The following is a 25,356-nucleotide window of genomic DNA, read 5'->3' as shown; positions in this document are numbered from 1 at the left end:
ATAGTACTAATTTTACAAAGAGTTTAGTAGGCCCCTAGCTAAATAAATGTATTATTTATAATATTACTTTTTATTATTAGTAAAAATAGCCCCTGCAACCAATTCAATTTTAAAATTTATTGTCAAAAAATGTTACACAAAGACAACCTTATTAAACGTTTTACGAGCTACGTCACTATAGACACACAAAGCGATGAAAACAGCACAACCACACCAAGTACTTCAAAACAATGGGACCTGGCAAATAAACTGCACCAGGAACTTATAGAGATGGGCCTTACTGACGTATCAATAGATGACTATGGTTATATTATGGCTACGTTACCTGCAACAACCACCGCAGAAATTCCTACCATTGGTTTTATTGCACATTATGATACCACTCCAGACTTCTCAGGTACAAATGTAAAACCACAGATTATTGAAAAATATGATGGAAAAGATATCGTGCTTAATGCGGAATTAGACATCATTTTGTCACCAGATGATTTTGATGACCTATTACAATATGAAGGTCAAACATTAATTACTACAGATGGTACCACCTTGCTTGGTGCAGATGACAAAGCGGGTATTACTGAAATAATGGAAGCTGTGCAATACCTTAAAAATCATCCTGAAATTGAACACGGAACAATACGTGTAGGTTTTACGCCAGATGAAGAGATAGGTCGCGGTGCGCACAAGTTTGACGTTGCAAAATTTGGTGCTGACTGGGCCTATACGATGGATGGTAGCCAGATAGGTGAATTGGAGTTTGAAAATTTTAACGCAGCAGGTGTAAAAGTTTTTATAAACGGAAAAAGTGTACATCCCGGTTATGCAAAAGGTAAAATGATTAACAGCATTTATATTGCTCAGGATTTTATTAATTCGCTTCCCCGTTTAGAAACTCCAGAACATACTTCAGACCGTGAAGGATTTTTTCATCTAAACGGAATCCAAGGGGATGTTGAGCAAACTGTTCTTGAATATATTATTAGAGATCATGATCGTGGGCATTTTGAAGCCCGTAAAGAGGTACTGAGTAATCTAGCTAATGAGATTAATAGTCAATATGAACTTGAATTGATCACATTAGAAATTAAAGACCAATACTTTAATATGCGTGAAAAGATTGAACCGGTAATGCACATTGTAGAACTTGCAGAAAAAGCAATGCGTGCTGTTAATGTAAAACCTATTATTAAGCCTATACGTGGTGGTACAGATGGTTCTCAACTTTCATTTATGGGTCTTCCCTGTCCTAATATATTTGCCGGGGGACATAACTTCCATGGCAGGTTTGAGTATGTACCGGTAGAGAGTATGATTAAAGCTACCGAGGTGATTATTAAAATCGCCGAACTTGCAGCTAAAAAATAAAAAAAACCTGACTCAAACGAGTCAGGTTTTTTTTGAAAAGTACTTTAAAAAATGATTAGATTTTAGCGTATTCAGGAATACCTACGACTCCCTGCAAAATCTTCTTATCTAATGTCGACTTCTCTGAACTGTGCAATACAGACATATCGCCGGTAGATTCTAAAATTACGGCACGCACTTCAGACAACTGTAAGGCATTTGATTCGCGTAATTTTGCAATAAGATCATCTTCTCCTACATTGGTTTTATTTAAATTCTCATACAGTATTTCCCCTTCATACATAAGCATCATAGGGGCATTAGTTAATAGCTTATTCATCATTTTTGACTTTCGAATTACAAAAGAGAAAAAAGTCTGAAAGAGAATTATTCCACCTAAGGCAATTGCACCTTTTAAGAGTGACTGGTTCGTATTCATAACCACAGTTGCCAGTATAGAACCTATTGCGATTGTTGACGCAAAATCAAAGCTAGACATTTTGGCAAATGTTCTAAGTCCACTAATTCTTGTTATTAAAATTATGATTGAAAAAATTACCAGCAGTGAGATAATGACTTTAATAAGTATTGATGCTGAAGCAAATGTCCAGGTTTCCATAGGTTGAATGTTTTATTATCGGTTAGTTTTTTGTCAAATTAAAATAATGAAAACGAGTAAGGCGTATTTCTCCACAAATTTTTAAAATATTTAACTAGTGGCTGTTAAATATTGTTATAGTAAATAAACCAAAATTGATAATCATATAGATTTGATTCAAAACTTAATCAATTAGTATTTATAAACCACTATTCTCAACCATTATGAATGCGACGCTCACTTCTCCTAAACCTATAAGTCATCAATTTGATTCTATATTAGAAACTGTAGGTAATACGCCATTAGTTCATTTAAAACAGCTATCTACGCTCACAGGAGTTGATGTTTACGGAAAGTTAGAAATGGCAAATCCCGGCGGTAGTATAAAAGATCGTACTTCTTTAAGTATTATAGAAGAAGGGATTAAAAAAGGTGATATAACCCCTGGCACAACGCTTATTGAAAGTAGCAGCGGTAATATGGCCATAGGGCTGGCTCAGGTTTGTGGATATTATAATATTCCGTTGGTTATTGTGGTAGATCCTAAAGCAAACGGTCATACCCTAAAAATTTTAAAAGCCTATGGTGTAAAAGTTGATATCGTTGAAAAACCCTCTGCCGATGGTGGATATTTAGGAGCTCGTTTAAATCGCGTACAAGAGCTTTTAAAAGAAATTAAAGATTCTGTATGGACCAATCAATACGGAAATAAAGCAAACCCAAAGGCTCATTTTCAAACAATGTCTGAGATTGCACACAATTTACCTGATGCAGATTATGTGTTTTCTGCAACAAGCACCTGCGGTACCTTAATGGGTTGTGCTGCTTATATTAAAGAGAAAAACCTTTCAACAAAACTCATCGCGGTTGATGCTCAGGGCAGCGTGATTTTTGGCACAAAGCCAAAAGAGCGTTTTATACCGGGGCACGGCGCAGGACTACCTTCTCAATTTTTAGATAAAAATCTTGTTGATGATGTGTTTCACATTTCAGATATGGAATGCGTAATGGGTTGTAAAAAATTATTGGAGACCGAAAGTATTATGGCAGGCGGTTCTTCTGGTGCGGTAACATCTGCGTTTTTAAAATTAGTGCCTAGCCTTCCAAAAAACAGCAAATGCGTATTGATATTATGTGATCGTGGGGAACGCTATGTAGATACAATTTATAATGAAGAGTGGGTTGCTAAAAAACTCAGCTAATGGCTCACTCTAATTTTAATATAGGTATTGTAGGTTTTGGTCCAAAAGGTTTTTACGGGTTTGAGCGACTTATTGCGACTTTACACGAACAGCCAGAAATTCCTGAAATAACCATTCATTTATTTAATGAATCTGAGGCATTCGCCACGGGTTGGGTTTATGATGTAAGGCAACCAGATTATTTATTGATGAATTATCCCAATCAATATATTTCACTGAAACCTTTTACAAACCCCGCCCCTATTTTGCCTATTTGTACTTTTACCGAATGGCGCTCTAAACAAACTGACAATTCTGAAGCGTTTGAAAATACACAAATTGCACCGCGAAAAGAAGTGGGTTTATATCTAAACTATTTCTTTGATGAACTTTGTAGATTATCTGATTCTCGAATTACCATAAAAAAACACATTACGAAAGTTGAGAATATTGAGGAAAAAGATTCTAGGTTTTTGCTGCGTACTAATGGTTCTCCGATAAATAATATTCTATTTGATGCTCTCCTCATTACGACTGGGCATTCTCCCGCGATTTCGAGTAAATTACAAAGCGCAAAAGCAGATGAATCTACAATACCGTTTGTGTATCCTTTTACCGAAAAATTAAAGCATATTCGGTCGCAATCTACTGTGGCTATAAAAGGAATAGGGCTTACTGCGATTGATACCATTTTAGGTCTTACCGAAGGACGTTCAGGGTATTTTAAACAAACTAACGCAAACCAACTAACCTATTTTAAAAGCGGCCTTGAACCCCAAACTATTTTTCCTTTTTCTCGATCTGGCGTACCTATAATACCGCGTGGAGAACAAACAACCAGGCTAAAACAAACCAGTTTCTATCTAAAAGAATTTGTTGAAAAGAGCAAATCAAATAAGCACCAGTTTGATTTTGAATCTGAAGTTTTACCAATAATTAAACAGGATATTGTAGCTGCTTTTTATCACAGTCTTTTTGAATTAAATAATTTTAAGTTTGATGCAGCTATAAAGTATACTCAATTAGAACAGGTCATAGAAAATTTTCACATTCTGCATCCTGAACTAGGCAAGTTTACTGCTGAAGCCTTACTAAATCCTCAATTAAATTCAGATAAAGGGCAACATCTAGCGGCAAAAAATTATTGGGAATTTTGGATACGCGAAAACCAAAAGGAAAATAGTCCGTTTGTAGCAGCAGCTGCTGCGTGGCGTTTTTTGTCTGAAGATTTTAATTATTTATACAGCAGAAACAGGCTTACAAAAGCTTCTAAGACTGCGTTTCAGCAAGCTTATTTTGGCTTGTTTAATCGGGTTTCTTACGGCCCACCTGTTTCAAATATTGCTAAAATGATTGCACTCGCAGATGCTGGCATTTTAGATTTTTCGTTTTCGCAAAGTCCATCTGTTGACCGAATGACTAAAAATGCAACACTCTCTATTCCGAATAAAAAAATAGATATTCAACATTTGGTAGATGCCAGACTTCCACGAGGATTTTCCAGTAATTCTTCAGTAATATTTAATTCAAACACTTCAACAAATTTATTCTCTTTTGAGAAAAAATCTGATAATTATAACGAACTCAAATGCACTCCAGAAGGGTATCCCATAGATTCTTCAGGAGCAGCAATAAAATCTATTGTACTTTACGGTACGCCCACAGAAGAAACGCTATTTGATAACGACACGCTTTCACGAAAACATAACGATACAGCCACGCAATGGGCAAAAAATACAGTTGCACAACTTACAAAATCAAACAACTGCATAACTATATAAAATGAAAAATAGCTTACCAAAATTAGAGCCTGTAACTTCAGAATGGATGTTTAAAATTATTAATGATTTTAACCTTCAGGAATCGTTATTTAAAACGTATAATTCGCCTATTAATATTCACGATTTACCTTCTTTTGGCGCTAATATTAAGGAGTATCAGGATATTTTAAGCACCTATAAATTTAAAAGCAGAATCTTTTTTGCGCGTAAGGCAAATAAATTTCAGAATCTAATACAAGCTGCTGTCGAGAACGGAATTGGTGTAGATACTGCTAGTTTGCCAGAATTGCAACAGTGTTTAGACCTTAACGTAGATCCTGCCAAGTTAATTTCTACTGCAGCTATAAAAAATAAAAAACTTTTAGAGGTAGCTATTAAAAATCAGGTTCTTTTAATTATTGACAATAATGACGAGCTCGATCAAGTCGCACAAATTGCTGAAAAATTAAATATACAGGCGCTAATAGGAATTCGTATTTCGGGATTTGAATATGAAGGCCAGAAATTAATGAGTAGGTTTGGTTTTGACATAGATCAGGTTAACGATTTAATGGTAACATATTTTAATGAAGATAATAAACACCTTTTTAAAGTTGCCGGTTTTCACTTTCATTTAGATGGGTACAGCACGGCACAACGTGGAGAAGCACTGCACCAGACCCTCGATTTAGTAGCATTATTAAAAAATCAATTTCCACTTTCATTTATTGATATAGGTGGCGGTATTTTAATGAATTACCTAAAACATCAAAATGAATGGAATGCCTTTAAAGAAGAACTTAAGGAGGCTGTTTTAGAAAAAAGGGATGCAATAACCTACAATAATGACGGACTTGGTTTTACAAATAGAAATGGAGTTATAGAAGGACAACTGGCAACATATCCCTATTATAATGAAAACTCAAAAGCGAGCTTTTTAAAAGAAATTCTTGATGTTGCCAATGCCGAGAGCAAAACTGTTTATCAACGCCTGGAAACACTAGACATAGAATTGCGACTAGAACCTGGCAGAAGCTTACTCAATCAAGTAGGTATTACCTCGGCTCGCGTAGCACATCGTAAGATAGACGCACGTGGAAATCACTTGATAGGTTTAGAGATGAATATGTCTCAATTAAAAAGTTCGAGTGCAGATTTTCTTTTAGATCCTTTTGCTACTTTTAAAAACCCCGATTCTAATGCAAAACCTGTTGCAGTTTATTTTACAGGAGCTTATTGTCTGGAGCGTGATGTTCTTTTAAAACGTAAAATAGAATTACCACAGTTACCAGAGATTGGTGACACCATAACTTTTGTAAATACTGCGGGATATATGATGCACTTTTTTGAAACGGAAGCGCATCTCTTTGAACGGGCAAAAAACCTATCTATTTCTGAAAATAAGGAGCATTATACGGTTGAAGATTTTAAAGAAGCATAAACGCTAGTACATTAGTGCCTGCCGTATAACTTTTACCATTAAAGTTGATTTATTAAAACCAATCATTATGCATGTTATTAGTGTTTTGAAAATTGCCTTAATCAGTACAATTACGATGACCGCATTTAGTTATTTGGTAACGCTATTGGTCAAAAAAAATCTTATTGAACCCTATTGGCTGAATGTTGTTTTATTTAAATCTAAAATGGCATTTAGACCATTAGGATGGGTATTACACTACGTCACCGGTATAGGCTTCTTGTATCTTCAACTCTTTACATTAAAATTACTCTCAGAAGGTTTCCTCATTAATGGTTTTATGATAGGTGTGTTAGAAGGTCTTTTAGGTATTTTAATGTGGCATATTTTATTTAAAATATGTTTTAAGCCGAAAGAACTTAAATTAAGTTGGTACTATTTAAATCTTTTAGGTGCACACCTGGTATTTTGTTATACAGCACTCTATTGTATAAATACACTATTTTAATATTATTTAAAATAATACAACTGAAGTCAGCTTATTTTTCTCAATTAAGCTGAAGTCAATTATAATCATTTATTTTAATGTGAAAAATCTATGGTTATTTATAAATTTTGAATAAAAAAGATAATTTCTACTCAACTAACATTTAAAACTAAAACATCCTTTAAATATAATTTAAGATTATTTTAATTTATCTTAAGATATACTTTAACCTTTCCTTTGAATAATTACTGGACTAACCTAGTAACTTTAGGTTTCTAAACTAACCTAATATTTTCATTATGGCCAAACAACCAAAAGAAGAACAAGGTACTTCTAAAAAAATCGATCAACTTGCTGAGCATACCAAAGAAATGAAGGGTACAACCCTAACAACCAACCAGGGTTTAAAAGTAAATGACACTAATAATTCATTAAAAGCAGGCGAACGCGGAGCTACATTGCTTGAAGATTTTCTGTTACGTGAGAAAATAACCAGTTTTGATCACGAGCGCATTCCAGAGCGTATAGTTCACGCACGAGGTAGCGCTGCTCACGGTTACTTCGAATTGTATAAGAGTATCGAAAATTATACAAAAGCGGGACTCTTTACAGATACAAAAAGAAAGACACCAGTATTTGTTCGTTTTTCTACCGTTGCAGGTTCAAAAGGTTCTCCTGACCTTGCACGTGACGTACGGGGTTTTGCCGTTAAATTTTACAACGAAGAAGGAACCTGGGATCTTGTAGGTAATAATATGCCTATATTTTTTATACAGGATGCGATGAAATTTCCAGATTTAATACATTCTGTAAAACCAGAACCTAATAAAGAAATACCACAGGCGGCTTCTGCTCACGACACGTTTTATGATTTTGTATCGCACGCAACAGAAACTCTTCACAACCATATCTGGGTGATGAGCGACCGCGCTATACCACGTAGTTTACGTATGATGGAAGGTTTTGGAATACATACGTTCAGATTTATAAATAAAGAAGGTAAATCGCATTTCGTAAAATTCCATTGGAAACCGGTTTTGGGAGTACATTCGGTAACCTGGGATGAGGCGGTTAAAATTAATGGTGCAGATGCAGATTTTCACCGAAGAGATTTATGGGATGCTATTGAAGCAGGTCATTTCCCGGAGTGGGAATTTGGTATACAGGTTGTTCCTGAAGAAGATGAACATAAATATGATTTTGACTTGTTAGATCCTACCAAGTTAATTCCTGAAGATATGGTTCCTGTTGAGATCATTGGTAAGATGACACTCAATAAAAACCCTGATAACTTCTTTGCAGAAACAGAGCAGGTTGCATTCCTGCCGGGTCACATTGTTCCGGGAATAGATTTTACTAACGATCCGCTTTTGCAAGGTCGCTTATTCTCGTACAGAGATACCCAACTTTCTCGCTTAGGAAGTCCTAATTTTCATCAAATTCCTATTAACAGACCTATTGTACCTTCTCACAACAACCAGCGTGACGGGCATATGCAAACAGAAATACCAAAAGGTCAAACCGCATATTTTCCAAATTCATTAACGATGGGTTGCCCGCATCTTGCGAAAATGGCAGATGGCGGTTTTACCTCGTATGAAGAGCGTATAGATGCTCGTAAAATACGCTCGCGTAGTGAAAGTTTTAGTGATCATTTTTCTCAACCGGCTTTATTTTACAGAAGTTTAGCTACCTGGGAAAAAGAACACGTTGCTGATGCCTATACTTTTGAATTGGGTAAATGTGAACACCAGTATATAAAAGAACGTATGCTGTGGTTAATTAATCAAATAGATTCTGATTTAGCGAAAAAAGTAGCTGATGGATTAGGGTTAGAAATTCCTAAGAAAATTGAGCAACCTATCAATCAGGCTATTGGTGCAGATGCAGAAGTTGAAAACTTTCAGCCTAAAGCAAAAAAAGAATATTTAAAAGAAGATAAGGCCCTAAGCCAGGCAAATACAAAATTTGACAGTATCGCTACCAGACAGATTGCTGTTTTAGCGGCAGATGGTTTTTCTATGAAAGATTTTAAACCCTATAAAGATGCTTTAGAAAAAGGTGGTGCTATGGTTAAAATTGTTGCACCACACGGTGGAAAAATTAAATGCGATGAACAAATGGAACACGATGTTGCTGCGGCTATAATGACTACAGAAAGTGTACTTTTTGATGCTGTATTTGTGCCGGGTGGTAAAAAGTCTTTAGAAACGATTTTAAAAACTGGAAAATACGGTAAGTTTATTAGTGAAGCTTTTAAACATTGTAAAGCCATTGCAGTTTGTAATGAAGGTGAAGAGCTTATTAAAAACAGTTACATTAAAGAATATAAAAATGATAAAGCTGTTTTTGTAAATGCTAAACCTGAAGATTTTATAAAAGCCATTGCACAACATAGAAACTGGGATCGTATGGAGGTTGCCGCCAGCATACCGGTATAGTATATACATAATAAAAAAAGGCTGCCAAATGGCAGCTTTTTTTTTTCGCTTATAATTTTAAGCACCGCGTTTCTTATCTTTATTATCATCTTGATTTCCATATTGATTGACATGCTTATCCTTTAAAGGGCCTTTATCAATATTACTTTTTTTCTCTTTTTTATCATTCTTAGTTTCCTTGTCATCTTTGCTCATAATGGTAATTTTAGGATTTTTAGTAAGGTTAAAAATTTAAACTCCCTAAAAGTTAAATGATTAGCACTACAATCTTCTTAATTCTTTCCTATAATTTCTACTGAATTTTATATAAAATCTGTGTTGGCTTTTAGCGAAGTTAATTTAGCCTTAGTTAATGGTTTTTCGATGTAACCTTTGACACAGGCAAATTTATTTGCCCTCTTTTTATCAAAAATATCTACTGAAGATGTAACTATTACCACGGAAAATCGCTCCTTATAATCAAACTTCTCTAGTTCTTTTAAAAAAGCCCAACCACTCATTACCGGCATATTGATATCAAGAAAAATTAGCGCCTTGAAATCTGATGTTTGTTTAGCAAAAAATTCTAAAGCGTTTCTGGCATCGAGATAAATAGCAGGTTCCTGCTCATAAACCAGATTTATAACATATTTGTGAAGTAAACAAATGGTTTTATCATCATCAATTGCAAAAATCTCAAACTTCATGAAGAGGTCTTTTAATTATTTTTTAATTGAGCAATATTATCTGCTATTGATCTAACAATCTGATCAAACTCTGTTGCAGAGTTTAATATTTCATTTAAAAATATTCGGTTTTCTTCTGCTGTTAAATTCACATTTGCATTAACAAGCTCGACAATTCCCATTATTTTAGCTAAAGGAGCCCGTACAACGTGTGATTGTATTCTTGCAATTTCCTGTAAGGTTGAATTTTGATTCTCAATCTCTTCGATATACTTTTGAGTTTCAGAAATATTTACCGCCATTACCACGCGGTACAGTGCATTATCTCTGTACAATCTATTGCTATGTACTTCTACATTAAATATGCTGCCGTTTTTTCGTTTGTGTAAATAGCCTCCTATTTTATAAGATTTCACATTATTCTTTGTATGCGCTATAACTTCCATCAATTTATTAATCTCTTCAACAGGACGTAAATCTTTTAAAGTTAAATTCAAAAACTCTTCTCTGCTATAGCCATAATCTTTAAGTGCTGCTTTATTGACCTCGATTATTTTTAAGGTATTGAGATCATAAACCCAGGAAGGAATGGGCATCATCTGAAATAAATTACTATATCTCCTTTCAGATTCAACTAGAGAAACTTCTAGTTTTTTATAAGAGGTTATATCTTGAAAAGTACCTTCTATGCGATTAGTATCATTAGTACTCAGCATTTTACTACCTCGTATCCACTTAATTTTGTGCTTATTAATTACAATTCTAAACTCGAATGTCGTATTAACATCTATTACTTCTTTAAAAATTTTATTTTTAAACATGATTACATCTTCCGGATGAATCCTAGCAGTTAAATCATCTATGTCAAATTTTTCATCGGGGTTGTCTACTTCCCAAATCTCATAGATTTGATCTGACAAAAAAGCCGTGTTTTTACGTGTATTTATTTCATAATAGCCCAATTTGGCAATTTTCTGAGCTATTTTAAGCCTTTTATTAGAATTTACAAGTCGCATAGATGCAACTTTACGTAAGGTAATGTCAGTATGCGTACCAAACATTAAAAGAGGTTGCCCCTTCTCGTCCCACGCTACAGCTTTACCTCTATCTAAGATCCAAACCCAATTACCGTTTTTATGTCTAATACGATATTCACACGTGAAATAATTAAGAGTTCCATCAAAGTAATCTGATAATTGTTTTTCGCAATTAATCCGATCATTTTCGTGCATTCTACTTAAAAAAGTGTCTTTAGTTGCCGGTTGTAGCTCATCAAGACTATAACCAAGGATTGCAGCAGTTTTTTCATTATAGTATACATGCCCAGTTTCTAAATTCCATTCCCAGGTGCCTATGTTAGATGCTTCTATAATATTTTCAAAACGTTCTGACTTTTCTTTAAAAAGTTTTCTGCTTATTTTAAGGTCGTTACTTTTTTTCTGTAGTTCAAAAATTTGTAAAATTTGATTAACGAGGCAGTGTAAACCTTCAACCTGTTCATTAGATAAATTACGCGGTTTGTGATCAACGACACAAAGAGTACCTAAGACATGATTCTCATCATTAATTAGAGGAAAACCAGCATAAAACCGAATATGAGGATAACCTGTTACATATTTATTATTAACAAAACGGTCATCTAATAAAGCATCTGTTACAATTAAAGGTTCTGAATTATCTTGTAATAAGACTTCGCAAAATGTCTCTTCTCGGGGTACTGCATCCAGATCAATACCATAATGAGATAGAAAAAGCTGTTCGCATTCTTCCATAAGGCTTATAAGAATCACCGGGACATCACAAAGTATAGCCGCAATTCGCGCTAGTTTATTAAAATCTTGCTTTGCTGAATCATGTATTAATCGGTAAGATCTTACAGATTTAAGGCGTTCTTGCTCGATATTTTTTAAACTTAACATAAATAGAATTTCATTAAACCAGCTACAACATCAACTTATATATAATAGCTCGACACTGTAATTATTTCTTCCGAACAGAAAATTAATTGACTGGTGTAAAACTATATACAGATTGATTCAAATCGCATTTCAAAAAATTAATTGGAACTAATAATCACTATAAATAGTAAATCTTATAATTTAACGATGATAGACTATATATAAACGCTAAATTACTATAATGAATACCTTGTATTTAAAATACTCAAGTATTCAAATGGGGGAGGTTTAAGTGGTTCATTTTAAAATTAATAATTATTCTGATTACTTCCTGTTATTTATTAAAAAAATACATTCACGATCAAATAGTATATTTGACTATAATCATTTAAAAAATTTGATGTTTTAAGATAAGTTAAGTTTCATTTTTAAACATTTAAGTGGTACTTTCTTTTATTTTAAAGTGGCGTATTTAGATGTTTTTAATGATTTTATTGAACTAACATTCAATCTTGATTTTTTAAATTAAAAACATAAAATAGAGGTTTAAAATTCGTTTGACGTTTAATCAAAGATTGATACGAATTAAGCTTTATTTTATATTAAAACAGATATTCTCAAATTGAAAAATAAACTACTCCTCTACTATTTTGCTCTTTTTTTTGGTGCTACCGCAATTTGTTTCTCGCAAAATAAAAGCTATCCGCCCTATAATTTTACCCAGCTTCAAAATAACATCACACAACGGGCTGTTTCTACAATTACTCAGGACCAACAAGGGTTTATCTGGTTAGGAACTAATGGCTTGGGATTAAATAAATACAACGGTATTGACTATACCCCCTATCAATTTAGCTCACAAGATTCTACAAGTCTAAGTAATTCGCTTATACACGCCACCTATGTAGATCGTAAAAACAACGTTTGGGTAGCTACAGAAACCGGTCTTAATATATATAATAGAAATCAGGATAATTTTAAACGCATAGCTCTGGTTGAAGCAACCGATAATTCTACTATTTCGGTGCAAGCGATTTTAGAACATAAAAACGGGTCTATTCTGGTAGGTACGCATCAACACGGCCTTTTTGAAATAAATCCTGAAAATTACACAAGTAAAGCATTCAAAACTGCAGGTTTAAAACAAATAAATAATTTACTCATAAACAGTCTTGCTTATTTTGACAATCGCTATTTATTAGGTACTAATCTGGGGATTTTTGAGTTGGACACCGCCAGTCAACTTATAAAACCATTTTCTTTTAATACTGTAAAAGGAAAGATAACAGTAAAAAATTCTATCAAGACGATGCAGATAGACCATAAAGGAAATATCTGGCTAGGTACAAATAATCAAGGCTTAATAAAAATTGATAAAAATCAAAACGGAAGATTTGCAATTAAAGAGTTTCCCATTACATCAAAACGCGTTTTATCCTTGTTGAGTACGCCACGCAATACCATTTTATGTGGAACCGAAAATGATGGACTATTTGAACTCAATACTAATGGTGAATTACTTAACCATTATTACAATACAAAGTTTAATGATACTGGTATTAAATCAAATTCAATCTGGTCCTTGTTTCTTGATAACCAACAACGCATCTGGATAGGTTATTACAACAACGGTGTGGGAATATTTGACCGTTTTTACGATAAATTTAAATATCTAGAAAGTAAACCCAATTACCCAAATTCTTTACAGTCAAGCTCTGTTACCGGTATTCAAAAAGATGAGTTAGACAGATTGTGGCTAGGTATAGATGGTGGTGGTATAGATGTTTACGATGCAAAAAACAATAGGTTTACGCATTTACTAAATACCGAAAATGACATAGCTACCGGCCTTAACTCTCCAGATGTACAAACTTTGTTTAAGGATAGTAAAGGAACTCTATGGGTAGGAACCTGGGATTATGGTATTTATGTTTTAGAAAAAGATTCTAATAAATTCATCAATTACACAGTTTCTAATACTGCCGGTAAACTAAGTTCCAATAGAGTTTCAAGCTTTTCTGAAGATTCTAACGGCACCATTTGGATAGGTACATTTTCGCACGGAATTCATTCTTTTAATCCCAATACGAAAGAGTTTTCGAATTACAACCAGAAAATATTTAAGAAAAATAATCTGAATTATAGCGACATTCGTAAGGTTTATGTTGACAGTGAGGATTACTTATGGATTGGCGGCAATGCAGGTCTATATAAATTTAAAACTACAGATAGTCACTTCAGCTTAGAAAATCTTACCACACAGTTTTATCAGGACGATAGCGCCAAAAACCCTAAAAGCTTAATCATTGAAATCTATGAAGACTCTTCTAAAAATATCTGGATAGGTACAGATGTAGCGGGTTTGAGTAAATATGAGATGAAAAGTAATACCTTTTCCTGGTTAGAACCGGAAAAGGGTTTTAATAAGATAACGGTTTCTGCAATTATCGAAGATGAATCTGGCTATTTATGGGTTGCCGGTAACAACGGTTTAACCCGTATAGATAAAGATAAAAACATTCTTAAAAGTTACTCGACTACAGATGGTTTGTTAGCTAATGATTTTAATAGTGCAGCTTATAAAGATAAAAATGGTCAAATTTACTTTGGTTCGTTTGAGGGTGTTAATTATTTTAATCCAAAAGAATTACCTGTCAATAAAAACACGCCTTCGGTTTACTTAAGCGATTTAAAACTTTTTAATGTTTCGGTAAAACCAGGTACAAAAAAATCGGTTTTAGATAAGGTAATCTCTCAAACAAAAAAGATTACCCTTAATCACGAGCAATCTGTTTTTACAATAGACTATGCGGCCATAGACTTTACAAGACCCGAAAATATTCAGTTTGCATATTACTTAGAAGGTTTTGAAGATAACTGGAATTACGTTCAAAATACGAGAAGCGCTACCTATACAAATCTTCCGTCAGGAGATTATACTTTTAATGTAAAAGCAGCAAATAGTGACGGTATTTGGAGTGATGATACTGTTAAACTTAAAATTACGGTACTACGCCCCTGGTGGTTCAGTAATCTGGCATTTGTATCTTATTTGTTTTTAATAATTGCAATCACTTACATCATTTATCACTTCATTGATGCGCGATTAAAATCTAAACGTGCACTTGAGCAGGAACGCGAAAATCACCTGCAGGAAGAAGCTCTTAACGCAAAAAAAATACAATTTTTTACAAATATATCTCACGAGTTTAGAACTCCGCTAACGCTTATATTAAGTCCGTTAGACGCTATTTTAAAAGATGCTTCTGTTCCCGAAAAACTAAAAAATAAACACCGCATAATTCATAAGAATACAACACGTTTAAAACGACTTATTGACGAGTTGATGGATTTTAGAAAGCTTCAGTTTAATAAAATTCCCCTACACGTTTCAGCATTTAATATCAAAACATTAGTTACCGAAATACTCGATTATTTTCAAGAAGAGGCAAATCAACGCAATATTGTGTTATCGCTAGAAATTAGAAAAGACTTAAAATCTATTTGGGCAGATAAAAATAAACTCGAAAAAATAATTTTCAATATTCTGTCAAACGCGTTTAAGAGTACTTCTAATAATGGTATTATAACAGTTCACGTAGGTCTAAAAAAACAATATAATTTTAAGCTAATACCTAATACTTCTGCAGAAGCTCTTGAAATAAGTATAGAAGACACCGGTAAAGGAATTGCTGCAGATGAACTGGAGAAAATCTTTAATCGCTTTTATCAAATCAAAGAATTAAACGAGCAATATTTTGGCGGAACCGGCATCGGGCTTGAAGTTGTGAGCAGCTTTGTAAATCTTCATAGAGGCGAAATTTATGTAGAAAGTGAAATAGGTGTAGGTACAAAATTCAGAATTTTAATTCCCATACATGAAGAGCATTATGATTCTACAGATCGTATTGAATTTCCCTTGGGTAACGCCAAACTTACAAATCAGATTCAGCAAGCAGCTCCTGCTATTGAAGTAGAAAGTGATACTAATAAAAAAACTCTATTAATTGTAGAAGACAATCTCGAACTCAGAAACTATTTAGTTTCCGAACTTTCTGAAAACTATACTATTCTCGAGGCTGAAGATGGTGAAGAAGGCTTAAAAATAGCTATTGAAACCACTCCAGATATTATAATAACCGATGTGATTATGCCAAAGATGAACGGCGTAACCTTATGTTCACATCTAAAAAGCGATCTTAAAACCAGTCATATACCGGTGCTTATGCTCACCGCAAAGGCAGTGGCAGATGACTGGATAGAAGGTTTAGATTCTGGCGCAGATGCTTACCTCAACAAACCCTTTAATATGGAGGTCTTGCAATCGCACCTCAAACAATTGGTTAAAAACAGAGAATTACTGTTTAAAAAATTTATTGGCAATGTAGCCCCGGTAAAACCAGCTACAAATCCGGTTTCTCTAGATCAACAGTTTATATTAAAAATAATCGCTTATATACAGGAAAACATTCATGAGTCTGAACTCAATGTTGAAAAACTAGCAGATGAATTTAGCCTAAGTAGAAGTCAGCTCTACCGAAAAATAAAAGCACTTACCGGTTTAACTGCAAATGAATTTATACGCAATTTGCGTCTCGAACGTGCTAAGAAGTTGATTGAAGAGAGCAACACTGCTATCAGTGAAATCAGTTTTAATGTAGGCTTCTCGTCTCCTTCCTATTTCTCAAAATGCTTCAAAGCACACTTTGGGATACTTCCTACTGAAATCAAAAAGGATTAAAACATATTATACATAAATAAATAAATAAATAAACTCACAGGGTGAAGATTTAAAATCCCGCTTAAAGCTAATTTAACTACATAAAACTAACTCATAGCACGATTGCATACAGCTGAACGATTTACCGTTTAGTAGTATATATAACAAAAAAATGAGGGCTTTCGCCCTCATTTTCGTTGCTAATTGTAAATTCAGATAAATGAGTTAATCTACAAGTTCGCCACTAAAATCTTCACTTACATCTCTCCCTGCAAGGCCATCTGCCACACCCTTATACGCCGGTTTTCTACCGAAGTTAGTGTCAAATACGTTAGGAGATTCCTCGGGTAGCCAGAACTCATGTTCATTTGCTTTGTCAGATAAATTCCATAAGGTGATCCCATATTGTTGCGATGCGGGTATAATCTCACGGAAAGAATCTACTACAAATTGATACATAGCAGACTGGTCTAGCAATTGCTGCATAGTGGGTGATGCGGTGCCTAATCGTACGTCTAGTTCGCTAACCTTAATCAGTTTACCACTGGCCGCTAACTTTTGAAACATCTGTACAATATTATCTCTGCTTGTATTCAAAGAAATATGCATTTGTGTACCTATACCATCAACCTCAGCACCCTGACTTTCTATGTAATTTGTATACTCAATAAGACCATCTAATTTTGCTAAACTAGACTCTAAATTATAATCGTTTATAAACAGAACATCATCAGGATTACCATATTGTCTTGCCAATTTAAATGCTGTTACAGCATAGTCTTTTCCTAAATATTTTACCCAATAAAAATCATCATTTGCAGGATCTGTTACATTACCATCACGCAAATTACCTCCTTCTTTCATAGGTTCATTTACAACATCCCACGCGTGAACATCACTTTTATAGTGAGTAAGCATTTGAGACATCCAGTCTTCCATAGCTGCACCTATTAACTCTGCTTTTTCTTCGTCTGTTTTTTCTATGATTATAGTTTCTGAACCTGCCGCAATCTCTCCTGTAGTAAGTACTATATCATCAATATAAAATGTTGCTGCAGAAGCTCCAAAATCAAATATAAATTTGGTACGATCTGTTGTACTCGGAGTTATTGTGCGCACCACCTGCGTCCAGTTTGTAGTCGTATTAATAGCTCCCGAATAATCTGCAGAATAATCTGGACTTTGCAATTCTACTTCTAAAGATGCTGCTACATCAGATTTTATGTAGAAAGAGATGGTATGCGCTACCCCACTCTCTAAAGCTGTCGGAAATTCAAAAACCTGCTGAGCCGAGTATGAATTAGCAACTACAGGATTTGTTAACACCATCGCATAATCACTGCTATACCCTGCTCCCTGTGCAGATACAGAACGGGACGATCCGTTGCCATAACCACTCCACGGGTTTAAAGAGGCATTTTCAAAATCACTGTTTGTGATTAAATTTACCACTTCGGTTTCTGCATCAAGATCTACAAGACTCAAGGTATTTACATCTACATAATAATTAATATTAGATCCATAACCGAAATTAAAATCTATTCCAAAAGGTTGTAATTGGCCACCTTCAGTTTTAAAATCACTTACTGTAAATTTTACTTGTTTCCATTCTGAGGTTGTTGCAAAATTATCTGAGGCGCCAGAACCATACCAATCTTTATAAGGGTAATTATTGTCTAAGCCTCTAAAGGTAACTTTACCGTTTCCGCTATTGTCTGATCGCACGTAAAAAGAAATCTCATACGTATGCCCGGCTACAATACTGGTATTTAATGGAGATCTAAACTGTAAATCGTAATAATTAGCCGGAGTTGCCGCTTCAAATTTTACTGCTCGTGATCCTGCTGCAAGACCTTCGTCTGCTGCAACTGTAACAGTCCCATTTTTTTCCCAGCCGTTAAGACTTCCATCTTTTAGAGTTGATAGATCTAAAATATTACCTCCACTGGTTCCGGGAATTATGGTGGGTGCTATAAGACTATTAAGATAATTTGCATTTTGATTTGCATGCCATACTAGCGTATGCCCATACACATCAAGACCGGCTTCATTAGTCAATGCGATAAAATTATCTACCGGTCCAAAATTAATTTGCCCCTGATTGTTAACCATCGCGCCATGTTTCATCGCATAACCTACCGTTGCATCATCGTAATTCTCATTTACCAGAGCTCTATAAGCCGCGTCATTGACATATAAATCCATAACGATACCTACACCTAAAACAACATCTGTATAGGTTTTAAGCGGCTCGTAGCGACTTATTTTTTCAGCAAGTTCAAGTGGTAATTCTGCTGTGGTGACTTGATTCTCTTCCGGTACTTCTTCCCAGTCCATTATAGTATCCTCACAAGAGGACATCAATCCTACAAAAATTAGGAATACCGGTATTAATTTAAATTTTTTCATCGCTCAATTTTTTATGTTATTCAGGAAAATCTGTAACTGTAGGTACTTCTAATGATACAATTCTCCAATTGTCTGTGTATATATCTACATCTGTAGGGGTGGCAGCAAATTCTATATCACTGGGACTTCTGGTTACGTTACTCAATAAAACATCTGTGTTATTAAAAAACATTCCAAAATTTTTATATGTAGCCGCTTCACGGAATGCCAGCAGGTCTGCGAAGGTGAATTCTGTATCTTCAGCTTCAAAATTGTAAAAGTCTGTAAACGGTATGGTAACCGTGGTCCAGCCTTCAGTCATAAAAGGTTCACGCTCCTCATCTACAATCCACGGTACATAGTTATAGGTTCCGCCACTCCATTCACCACCATTAAAATTATTGATGAGTAAAATTTGTAATACGCCGGTGTTCCAGGCCTTAGGAACATAAATATCAAATTGAAATGCTAAAGAATCAAGCGGAGTAGTTGTTGGGAAAAAGGGTGTGAACTGTGTGCGCCAACTTTCACTACCTGTTGTAAATACCTCAGATAAACGATTTGAACCTGCCGGAAACGTTCCTGTTCCTTCAGGACGATGCGGTACATAAGTACCTTGTGACGTATTACCTTCTCCAATTACTTCAGATTCTAATTGAGTTGTGCGAATGGTGTTTCCAAATTCACCAATACCTCCCATACCATCAAAGTTGAGAATCACACCTTCTTTAAAATTGAAATATGCCGGAGAATAGGCTGCGCCATTTGCAGATTCTATATAGATAGAACCTCCTGAGGTCGCTACTCCATTGGGCATTGTAACCGTAAAAAATTCACCGTCAACTTCGTCAAATGTTATTCCGCTTGTAACCTCTACGTCTCCCGGAAAAACTACCTTGGTAACTTCAATCAAACCAGAACCATATACCGTGATTTCTTCACCGGGCTTGGGCATAGTGTGTGAAATACGGGTTATTTGAGGTGCAGATGATCTAATTTCAAATTCAATAATCTTTTCTGAACTGTCTTTTACAAAACGTATCGTATTGCGTACCTCATCAGCTGCTTCTACCGTAGGGGTATCACCCGAAACCCGAATAAGCATCGAGGTATCTGATACATAAACCGGATTGAAACCGGTTTGATAACCATTTATAAATACGCGTTTAAGGCCTGTAAACCCCGAACCTTCTATGCGTAATAATTGTCCTAATCTTACAAATTCTACCTGACGGTCTGGTACTGTAGAATTTACATCCTGAAGAAAAACCGCATTTACGGTTATCTCTCCTCCCGTTGCATCGTCATCGCTAGAACAACCTGCAAGAATTAAAATGAACAAGAATGCCCCAAAAAAATGGGCTATGCTCCTGTTCAGGTTTTTTAATAATATGTCTTTCATCTGTAAACTAGTTTTAGTTATTTCTTAGGTGTTATTCAAATAAGTCTGTAATGCGTTCTTCAGTAAATTCATAAGGAACAGCAGCTTCTCTCAATAGCGGATTTTGAACCACTTCAGATTCAGGATATGGTAATAAAAAAATGCCTTCATCAACCACACCTATAGCACGAGATTCCGGGTCACGCGTATCATCTATATTTGCTTCGTTCTTTTCTTCATCATATGTAAATGGCACAACTACATCACGATCCTGAGCACTTATATAGTTGATCATTTCTTGCTCTTTGTAATAGGCTCTACGCACGATATCATACCAGAATTGCCCTTCCATACACAGTTCAACCCTACGCTCGTGAAACAAATCATTAAATGTTAAAGATGTTTTTGAGGAGAGACCCGCTCTGGTACGTAATGCATTTACATACATTAAAGCGGTTGCATCTGTAGTTGAAGCACTGTTGCCTAATGCAGCTTCTGCATAATTTAAATACACCTCACCCAGGCGCAACATATAGGTATTTAAAGCAGAATTTTGTCGTGAAATACTAGGATTATCTTTAGTAGAACCTACAACTCCCTTTTTTACATTCACATACGTATTCTCGTGATCTACAAGATACCCACCATTAGCTTTGCTCAACTCGGGATAAAAATCTCCATCTGCCATCCAGGTTGCTTTGCGACGCAAATCTCTAGCTTCATACTCTTCTAATACATCATAAGACGCTCGAGTAAAAAAACCATAAGCAGCATCATCACCGGTAATTTCAGAACCTAAGGCAAAGAATGCCTGATGCGGATTATTTACACCATACTCTCCGTTAGGAACCCATTGCAATGCAAAAAGTGATTCCGAATTATTATTATTTTCGACTTTAAAGAGATCTTCATAGTCATCTAATAAGGTATACGGTCCTTCTTCAATTACTTTTGCCGCAGCCTGTTTAGCCAGGTCAAGTAGTTGTTGATTTCTGTTTCCACTATTTGCATTGTCGCTTAAACCTGCATATGACAGATATAAACGTGATAACATCCCAAAGGCACTGTATTTTGTTACTCTTCCGGCTTGACCGGCCTGTTCTGGTAAAAACTTAGCAGCATACTCCATATCGCGTATTGCAAACTCGTACACATCGGTACGCGGGCTTTTATTCACAATAGGATTGCTAATGATATCTGCCTGACTGGTAGCAATAATAGCATCACCCCACAACGAGGCGATATACCAGTATGCAGCGCCCCTCATAAAGCGAGCTTCGGCGATATATTGCGTTTTTAATTCTTCTTCAACACTACTGCCTTCTATGGCTTCAATCGTATTATTGGACTGCTGAATTACAATATAAAATGATCTCCAGGCTTCAACTAAAGGTCCGGTTAGTCCTGTTTCAGTTAAATCACTAAACGGATAGATATAATCTGAAAATGGCGCATAAAGATTATAAGAACGCCCGTCTCCCAAACCAAAATAGAATTTATCATTAAATGAAAACCAAACGCGATTGTATAAGGGTGCAGTAGCAGCTCTAAAATCTTCTTCAGACTGAAAGAAATTTTCTTTTGCAATCTGATCATTAGGTTCTATCTCCAGATCATCGCTACAGCCAGAAATACTAAGTGCCAGAGCGGTAATTAAAAACGTATAAATTAAGGTATGTGTTCGCATAGTATTTTTATTAAAAATTGACATTTAGACCCAGTGTATAAATACGAGGTGATGGATAACGACCATTATCAATACCTGTTAATAGTGCATCCTGATTAAGGGAGCCCACTTCAGGATCGTAACCAGAGTATTTCGTGAATGTGTAAACATTCTGAAGGTTTGTAAATATTTTAAAATTGAGTAACCCGAATTTTTCTATAAAATCTCTAGGAAGACTGTATCCAAAAGAAATATTTTGAATTCTTAAGTAAGAGCCGTCTTCCAAAAAGCGGTTACTGTATCTAAAGTTTGAGGTTGATGCCGCCGATGATGCAGCAATTCTAGGCATATACCGGTCGCCGCCTACAATCTGCACATTTCGGTAATCATTAGGACCATCAGGATTAATTAAGCCTAGTTCTGCATAACCTAAAGCAGTATGTAATAGGTTTGTATTACCTCTTGGGTTTTCTAAGAAACGTCTTTGATAATTAACAATTTCGTTCCCATATTGCCCAGATAGCTGTACGTTAAGATCAAAACCTTTATAGCTAAACGAGTTTCCTATACCATAACTAAAATCTGGTAATGGGTTTCCTATATAATCCCGATCCTGCTCATTAATTACGCCATCGTTATTGATATCTTCAAATTTGTAATCTCCTATCCATACGCCATTTTCACTTATGGTTAAGCCTTCGGGTAATGCAGTAGGAACAACTTCTCCGGCTTCATTTCGGTAATAAAAATCTGTAGCATCTTCAAAACGACCTATCACTTTATAGCCGTAGAACTGCCCTATAGGTTTTCCTACAGCTGTACGCGTTACAATCGTAATATCTGAGCCTTGCTGAAGTGTTCTATTTAAAATTCCGGTTTCGGTAGCCAGACCTAAAACTTTATTTCTGTTTAATGTAAATATGAGGTTTGACTTCCATTGAAAATTGCCGTTGTCAATATTTACCGTATTTAAAGTAAGCTCCAGACCTTTATTCTCAAGCGACCCAATGTTTACATAAGGTGCTGAAGTTGCTCCTACTCCGCTTGTACCTGCATAATCAGGATAGGGAGCCAGTAAGAGAAGGTCTTTAGTTTTCTTATAATAAATGTCTGCGATAAATTCTATGCGGTTATTAAACATATTAAGGTCAAGACCTAAATTACTTGAATAGGTAGTTTCCCATTGCAAATCTGCATTTGCGGTGTTTGCTGCTAATAAACCGGCGCCAAAAGGTGTAGGAGAAGCGGCATAAATAGATGTGTATGCATAGTTAGGAACACTTTGATTCCCTACCGCTCCATATCCCAGACGTAGTTTAAGATTGTTTATGTAATCATTTTCTTTTAGAAAATCTTCGTTTGAAACCTTCCAGGCTAATGCTGCAGAAGGAAACCAACCCCATCTGTTTTCTCTTGAAAATTTTGAAGAACCATCATAACGTATGGTTGCCGTTAAAAGATATTTGTCATCAAATGAATAAAAGGCTCTTGCGAAATACGAATTAAGAGAACTTTTAAAACTGGCATTAGAATTACGAGCTGTAGTAGCATCTCCTGCATTTAAATCTGTAGCTCCATTTGTTAAATAGCCAGATCGATACCCGAATAAATTTTCAAAATAAGATTCCTGATATTCCTGCCCCAGAATTGCATTTATACTATGCACCCCAAACGAGCGATCATAGGTTAATACGTTACGTATGTTGTAATATTTATTATATCCTTTAGTACGCGTTCCCTCTCTATTTGTGTTAGAAACACTTTCACTAAAAAAATACGACGGGTTAAATGTGTAGGCATTTTGAAAACCGTAATCAATAGAATATTCCGTTCTTAAACTAAGTCCTTCAACAAATTCGATCTCAGCAAAAGTATTGGCTCGTATACCCGTATTTTCGGCACGATTATCACGAAGAAAAGCTAAACCTACCGGGTTACTCTGCGGAAACTCTTCATTTACCGGACCCGAAAAATCGCCATCTGCATTACGTACAGCGACATTAGGTGTTTGTCTTAAGGCCGTAAGAATTAAAGATTGATCTGAAAAGGTTGTATTTTGATTAATGGTATTGAACGCAAAATTGATTCCCATTTTCACATAATCTTTTACCTGAGAGTCAAAAACACCACGCATCGTAAAACGCTCAAAAGAAGAACCCAGCGCAATACCTTCCTGATCTAAGTAACCTATACTCATATTATAAGTACTTTTCTCATTTCCGCCAGAGACAGAAAGGTTATGATTTTTCATCATCGCCCGGTCAAACATCGCATCCTGCCAGTCTGTACCTTCACCTAACAAATCTGGTCTTATAAAGTCTGCATCCCGCTGTACGATACCCAGATCTGCTCTGTTATTTTTATGAATAGCATATTCCCTTAAGTTTAATAACTCTAATTGTTTGGGAATTTCCTGATAACCTATGTAATTGGAATACGTGATTGTAGCCGCACCGTTTTTTCCTCGTTTAGTAGTGATAAGAATGACTCCGTTTGCTGCACGCGAACCGTAAATAGCCGTTGCCGAAGCATCCTTTAAAATATCTACAGAAACAATGTCTGATGGGTTAATAGAGGCAAATGCATTTTGACCACCCTGACCTGTATTGCTGTCTACGATCACCCCGTCTATAACAAAAATAGGTTCATTAGAACCCGTGATTGAGCTCACCCCTCTAATACGTATAGAAGAACTTGCGCCTGGAGCACCACTGTTTTGTTGAATTTGAACACCGGCAGCTCTACCCTGTAAAACCTGATCTAGAGTGGTAGGTATCGATTTTTCTATCGCTTCACTAGAAACTGAAACTACGGCTCCGGTAACATCAGAACGTTTCATTTTACCATAACCGATTACCACCACTTCATCTAAAGATGATACATCAACCTCAAGTGTAAGATTTATAGTTGTCTGGTTATTTACAGGTACTTGTTTTGTCTGAAATCCTACATAACTAAAGACCAGTACGCCATCTGCAGGAACATTACTAATTGAATAATTTCCGTCAAAATCGGTTACGACACCGTTTTGGGTTCCTTTTAATAAAACAGAAACACCGGGTATAGGTGCAGTATTATCAGATACTGTACCGGTAATTGTAGATTGAGCGAATCCCGCAAGCGAAATCAGACTCACCAGTAGCGTGAGATACACAACACTAAACTTCGGTTTGAGTTTGTTAAGTAAATGTTTTGTCATTGTCATAGATAGTTTAATAACGAGTTTAAAGATGATTAAGCAACTGCTTTACTATATCGATTGAATTTATGTGCATTCTATTATTTTTTAGAATTTGCTCAATCAAACGAAAACGATTGAAGTAAATAAGAGGTTGATTATTTTTTGATGACTTCTAACAAATATATCGGCAGAATCAAGAATTGTGTAAAAGATTTGTAGCAAGCCA

General features: G+C 35.4%; 15 protein-coding genes. 7 read left to right on the top strand and 8 right to left on the bottom strand.

Going from position 1 to position 25,356, the window contains the following annotated elements:
• Window positions 1–129 precede the first annotated feature (129 nt).
• Window positions 130–1,365 carry a peptidase T gene (gene pepT, locus ACEN25_RS01670; protein WP_441801355.1) on the top strand — a complete coding sequence of 412 codons (1,236 nt, stop codon included), beginning with the start codon at window positions 130–132 and terminating at the stop codon, window positions 1,363–1,365.
• Window positions 1,366–1,420: 55 nt separating this feature from the next.
• On the opposite strand, the gene ACEN25_RS01665 is transcribed toward pepT, so the two are convergent.
• Window positions 1,421–1,963, bottom strand: a complete 543-nt coding sequence (locus ACEN25_RS01665) for a DUF421 domain-containing protein (protein ID WP_441801354.1) — start codon at window positions 1,961–1,963, stop codon at window positions 1,421–1,423.
• A 203-nt stretch (window positions 1,964–2,166) separates the two neighbouring features.
• On the opposite strand from ACEN25_RS01665, the gene sbnA reads away from it, so the two are divergent.
• The 5 genes from sbnA to ACEN25_RS01640 all read left to right on the top strand — a co-directional run bounded on the left by sbnA (window position 2,167) and on the right by ACEN25_RS01640 (window position 9,231).
• Window positions 2,167–3,144, top strand: coding sequence for a 2,3-diaminopropionate biosynthesis protein SbnA (gene sbnA / locus ACEN25_RS01660; protein WP_441801353.1), 978 nt, complete (start codon window positions 2,167–2,169; stop codon window positions 3,142–3,144).
• Window positions 3,144–4,904, top strand: coding sequence for an FAD/NAD(P)-binding protein (locus tag ACEN25_RS01655; protein ID WP_441801352.1), 1,761 nt, complete (start codon window positions 3,144–3,146; stop codon window positions 4,902–4,904). The genes sbnA and ACEN25_RS01655 overlap by 1 nt, the downstream gene beginning before the upstream one ends.
• A gap of 1 nt (window position 4,905) precedes the next feature.
• Entirely contained in the window at window positions 4,906–6,324 is a 1,419-nt protein-coding gene (locus ACEN25_RS01650) for a Y4yA family PLP-dependent enzyme (RefSeq protein ID WP_441801351.1), read from the top strand.
• Window positions 6,325–6,391: 67 nt separating this feature from the next.
• A complete protein-coding gene (locus tag ACEN25_RS01645) occupies window positions 6,392–6,811 on the top strand; it encodes a hypothetical protein (RefSeq protein ID WP_441801350.1) in 420 nt (139 codons plus the stop codon).
• A 278-nt stretch (window positions 6,812–7,089) separates the two neighbouring features.
• On the top strand, window positions 7,090–9,231 hold the full coding sequence (locus ACEN25_RS01640) for a catalase (RefSeq protein WP_441801349.1): 2,142 nt from the start codon (window positions 7,090–7,092) through the stop codon (window positions 9,229–9,231).
• Between the two features lie 57 nt (window positions 9,232–9,288).
• Here ACEN25_RS01640 and ACEN25_RS01635 read toward each other — a convergent pair whose 3' ends face one another.
• The 3 genes from ACEN25_RS01635 to ACEN25_RS01625 all read right to left on the bottom strand — a co-directional run bounded on the left by ACEN25_RS01635 (window position 9,289) and on the right by ACEN25_RS01625 (window position 11,815).
• A complete protein-coding gene (locus tag ACEN25_RS01635; RefSeq protein ID WP_159106006.1) occupies window positions 9,289–9,426 on the bottom strand; it encodes a hypothetical protein in 138 nt (45 codons plus the stop codon).
• Between the two features lie 107 nt (window positions 9,427–9,533).
• Window positions 9,534–9,917: a response regulator gene (locus tag ACEN25_RS01630; RefSeq protein WP_441801348.1), complete on the bottom strand. Its 384-nt coding sequence runs from the start codon at window positions 9,915–9,917 to the stop codon at window positions 9,534–9,536.
• Window positions 9,918–9,928: 11 nt separating this feature from the next.
• Window positions 9,929–11,815, bottom strand: coding sequence for a PAS domain S-box protein (locus ACEN25_RS01625; RefSeq protein WP_441801347.1), 1,887 nt, complete (start codon window positions 11,813–11,815; stop codon window positions 9,929–9,931).
• 601 nt (window positions 11,816–12,416) lie between these two features.
• On the opposite strand from ACEN25_RS01625, the gene ACEN25_RS01620 reads away from it, so the two are divergent.
• Window positions 12,417–16,535, top strand: coding sequence for a hybrid sensor histidine kinase/response regulator transcription factor (locus ACEN25_RS01620; RefSeq protein WP_441801346.1), 4,119 nt, complete (start codon window positions 12,417–12,419; stop codon window positions 16,533–16,535).
• Window positions 16,536–16,739: 204 nt separating this feature from the next.
• Here ACEN25_RS01620 and ACEN25_RS01615 read toward each other — a convergent pair whose 3' ends face one another.
• Genes ACEN25_RS01615 through ACEN25_RS01600 form a run of 4 tightly spaced genes read right to left on the bottom strand, consistent with a single transcriptional unit; the run spans window position 16,740 to window position 25,148 of the window.
• The gene (locus ACEN25_RS01615; RefSeq protein WP_441801345.1) at window positions 16,740–18,923 is read right to left on the bottom strand and encodes an endo-1,4-beta-xylanase; all 2,184 of its coding nucleotides are present in this window, start codon (window positions 18,921–18,923) and stop codon (window positions 16,740–16,742) included.
• Between the two features lie 16 nt (window positions 18,924–18,939).
• The gene (locus ACEN25_RS01610; RefSeq protein WP_441801344.1) at window positions 18,940–20,304 is read right to left on the bottom strand and encodes a glycan-binding surface protein; all 1,365 of its coding nucleotides are present in this window, start codon (window positions 20,302–20,304) and stop codon (window positions 18,940–18,942) included.
• Between the two features lie 31 nt (window positions 20,305–20,335).
• Window positions 20,336–21,970 carry a RagB/SusD family nutrient uptake outer membrane protein gene (locus tag ACEN25_RS01605; protein ID WP_441801343.1) on the bottom strand — a complete coding sequence of 545 codons (1,635 nt, stop codon included), beginning with the start codon at window positions 21,968–21,970 and terminating at the stop codon, window positions 20,336–20,338.
• Between the two features lie 10 nt (window positions 21,971–21,980).
• Window positions 21,981–25,148 carry a SusC/RagA family TonB-linked outer membrane protein gene (locus ACEN25_RS01600; RefSeq protein ID WP_441801342.1) on the bottom strand — a complete coding sequence of 1,056 codons (3,168 nt, stop codon included), beginning with the start codon at window positions 25,146–25,148 and terminating at the stop codon, window positions 21,981–21,983.
• Window positions 25,149–25,356 lie beyond the last annotated feature (208 nt).

The organism is Leeuwenhoekiella sp. W20_SRS_FM14 (assembly GCF_052119605.1).
Lineage (GTDB): Bacteria > Bacteroidota > Bacteroidia > Flavobacteriales > Flavobacteriaceae > Leeuwenhoekiella.
The sequence above is the reverse complement of the archived record's forward strand: the minus strand, read 5'-3'. Positions and strand labels throughout refer to the sequence as shown.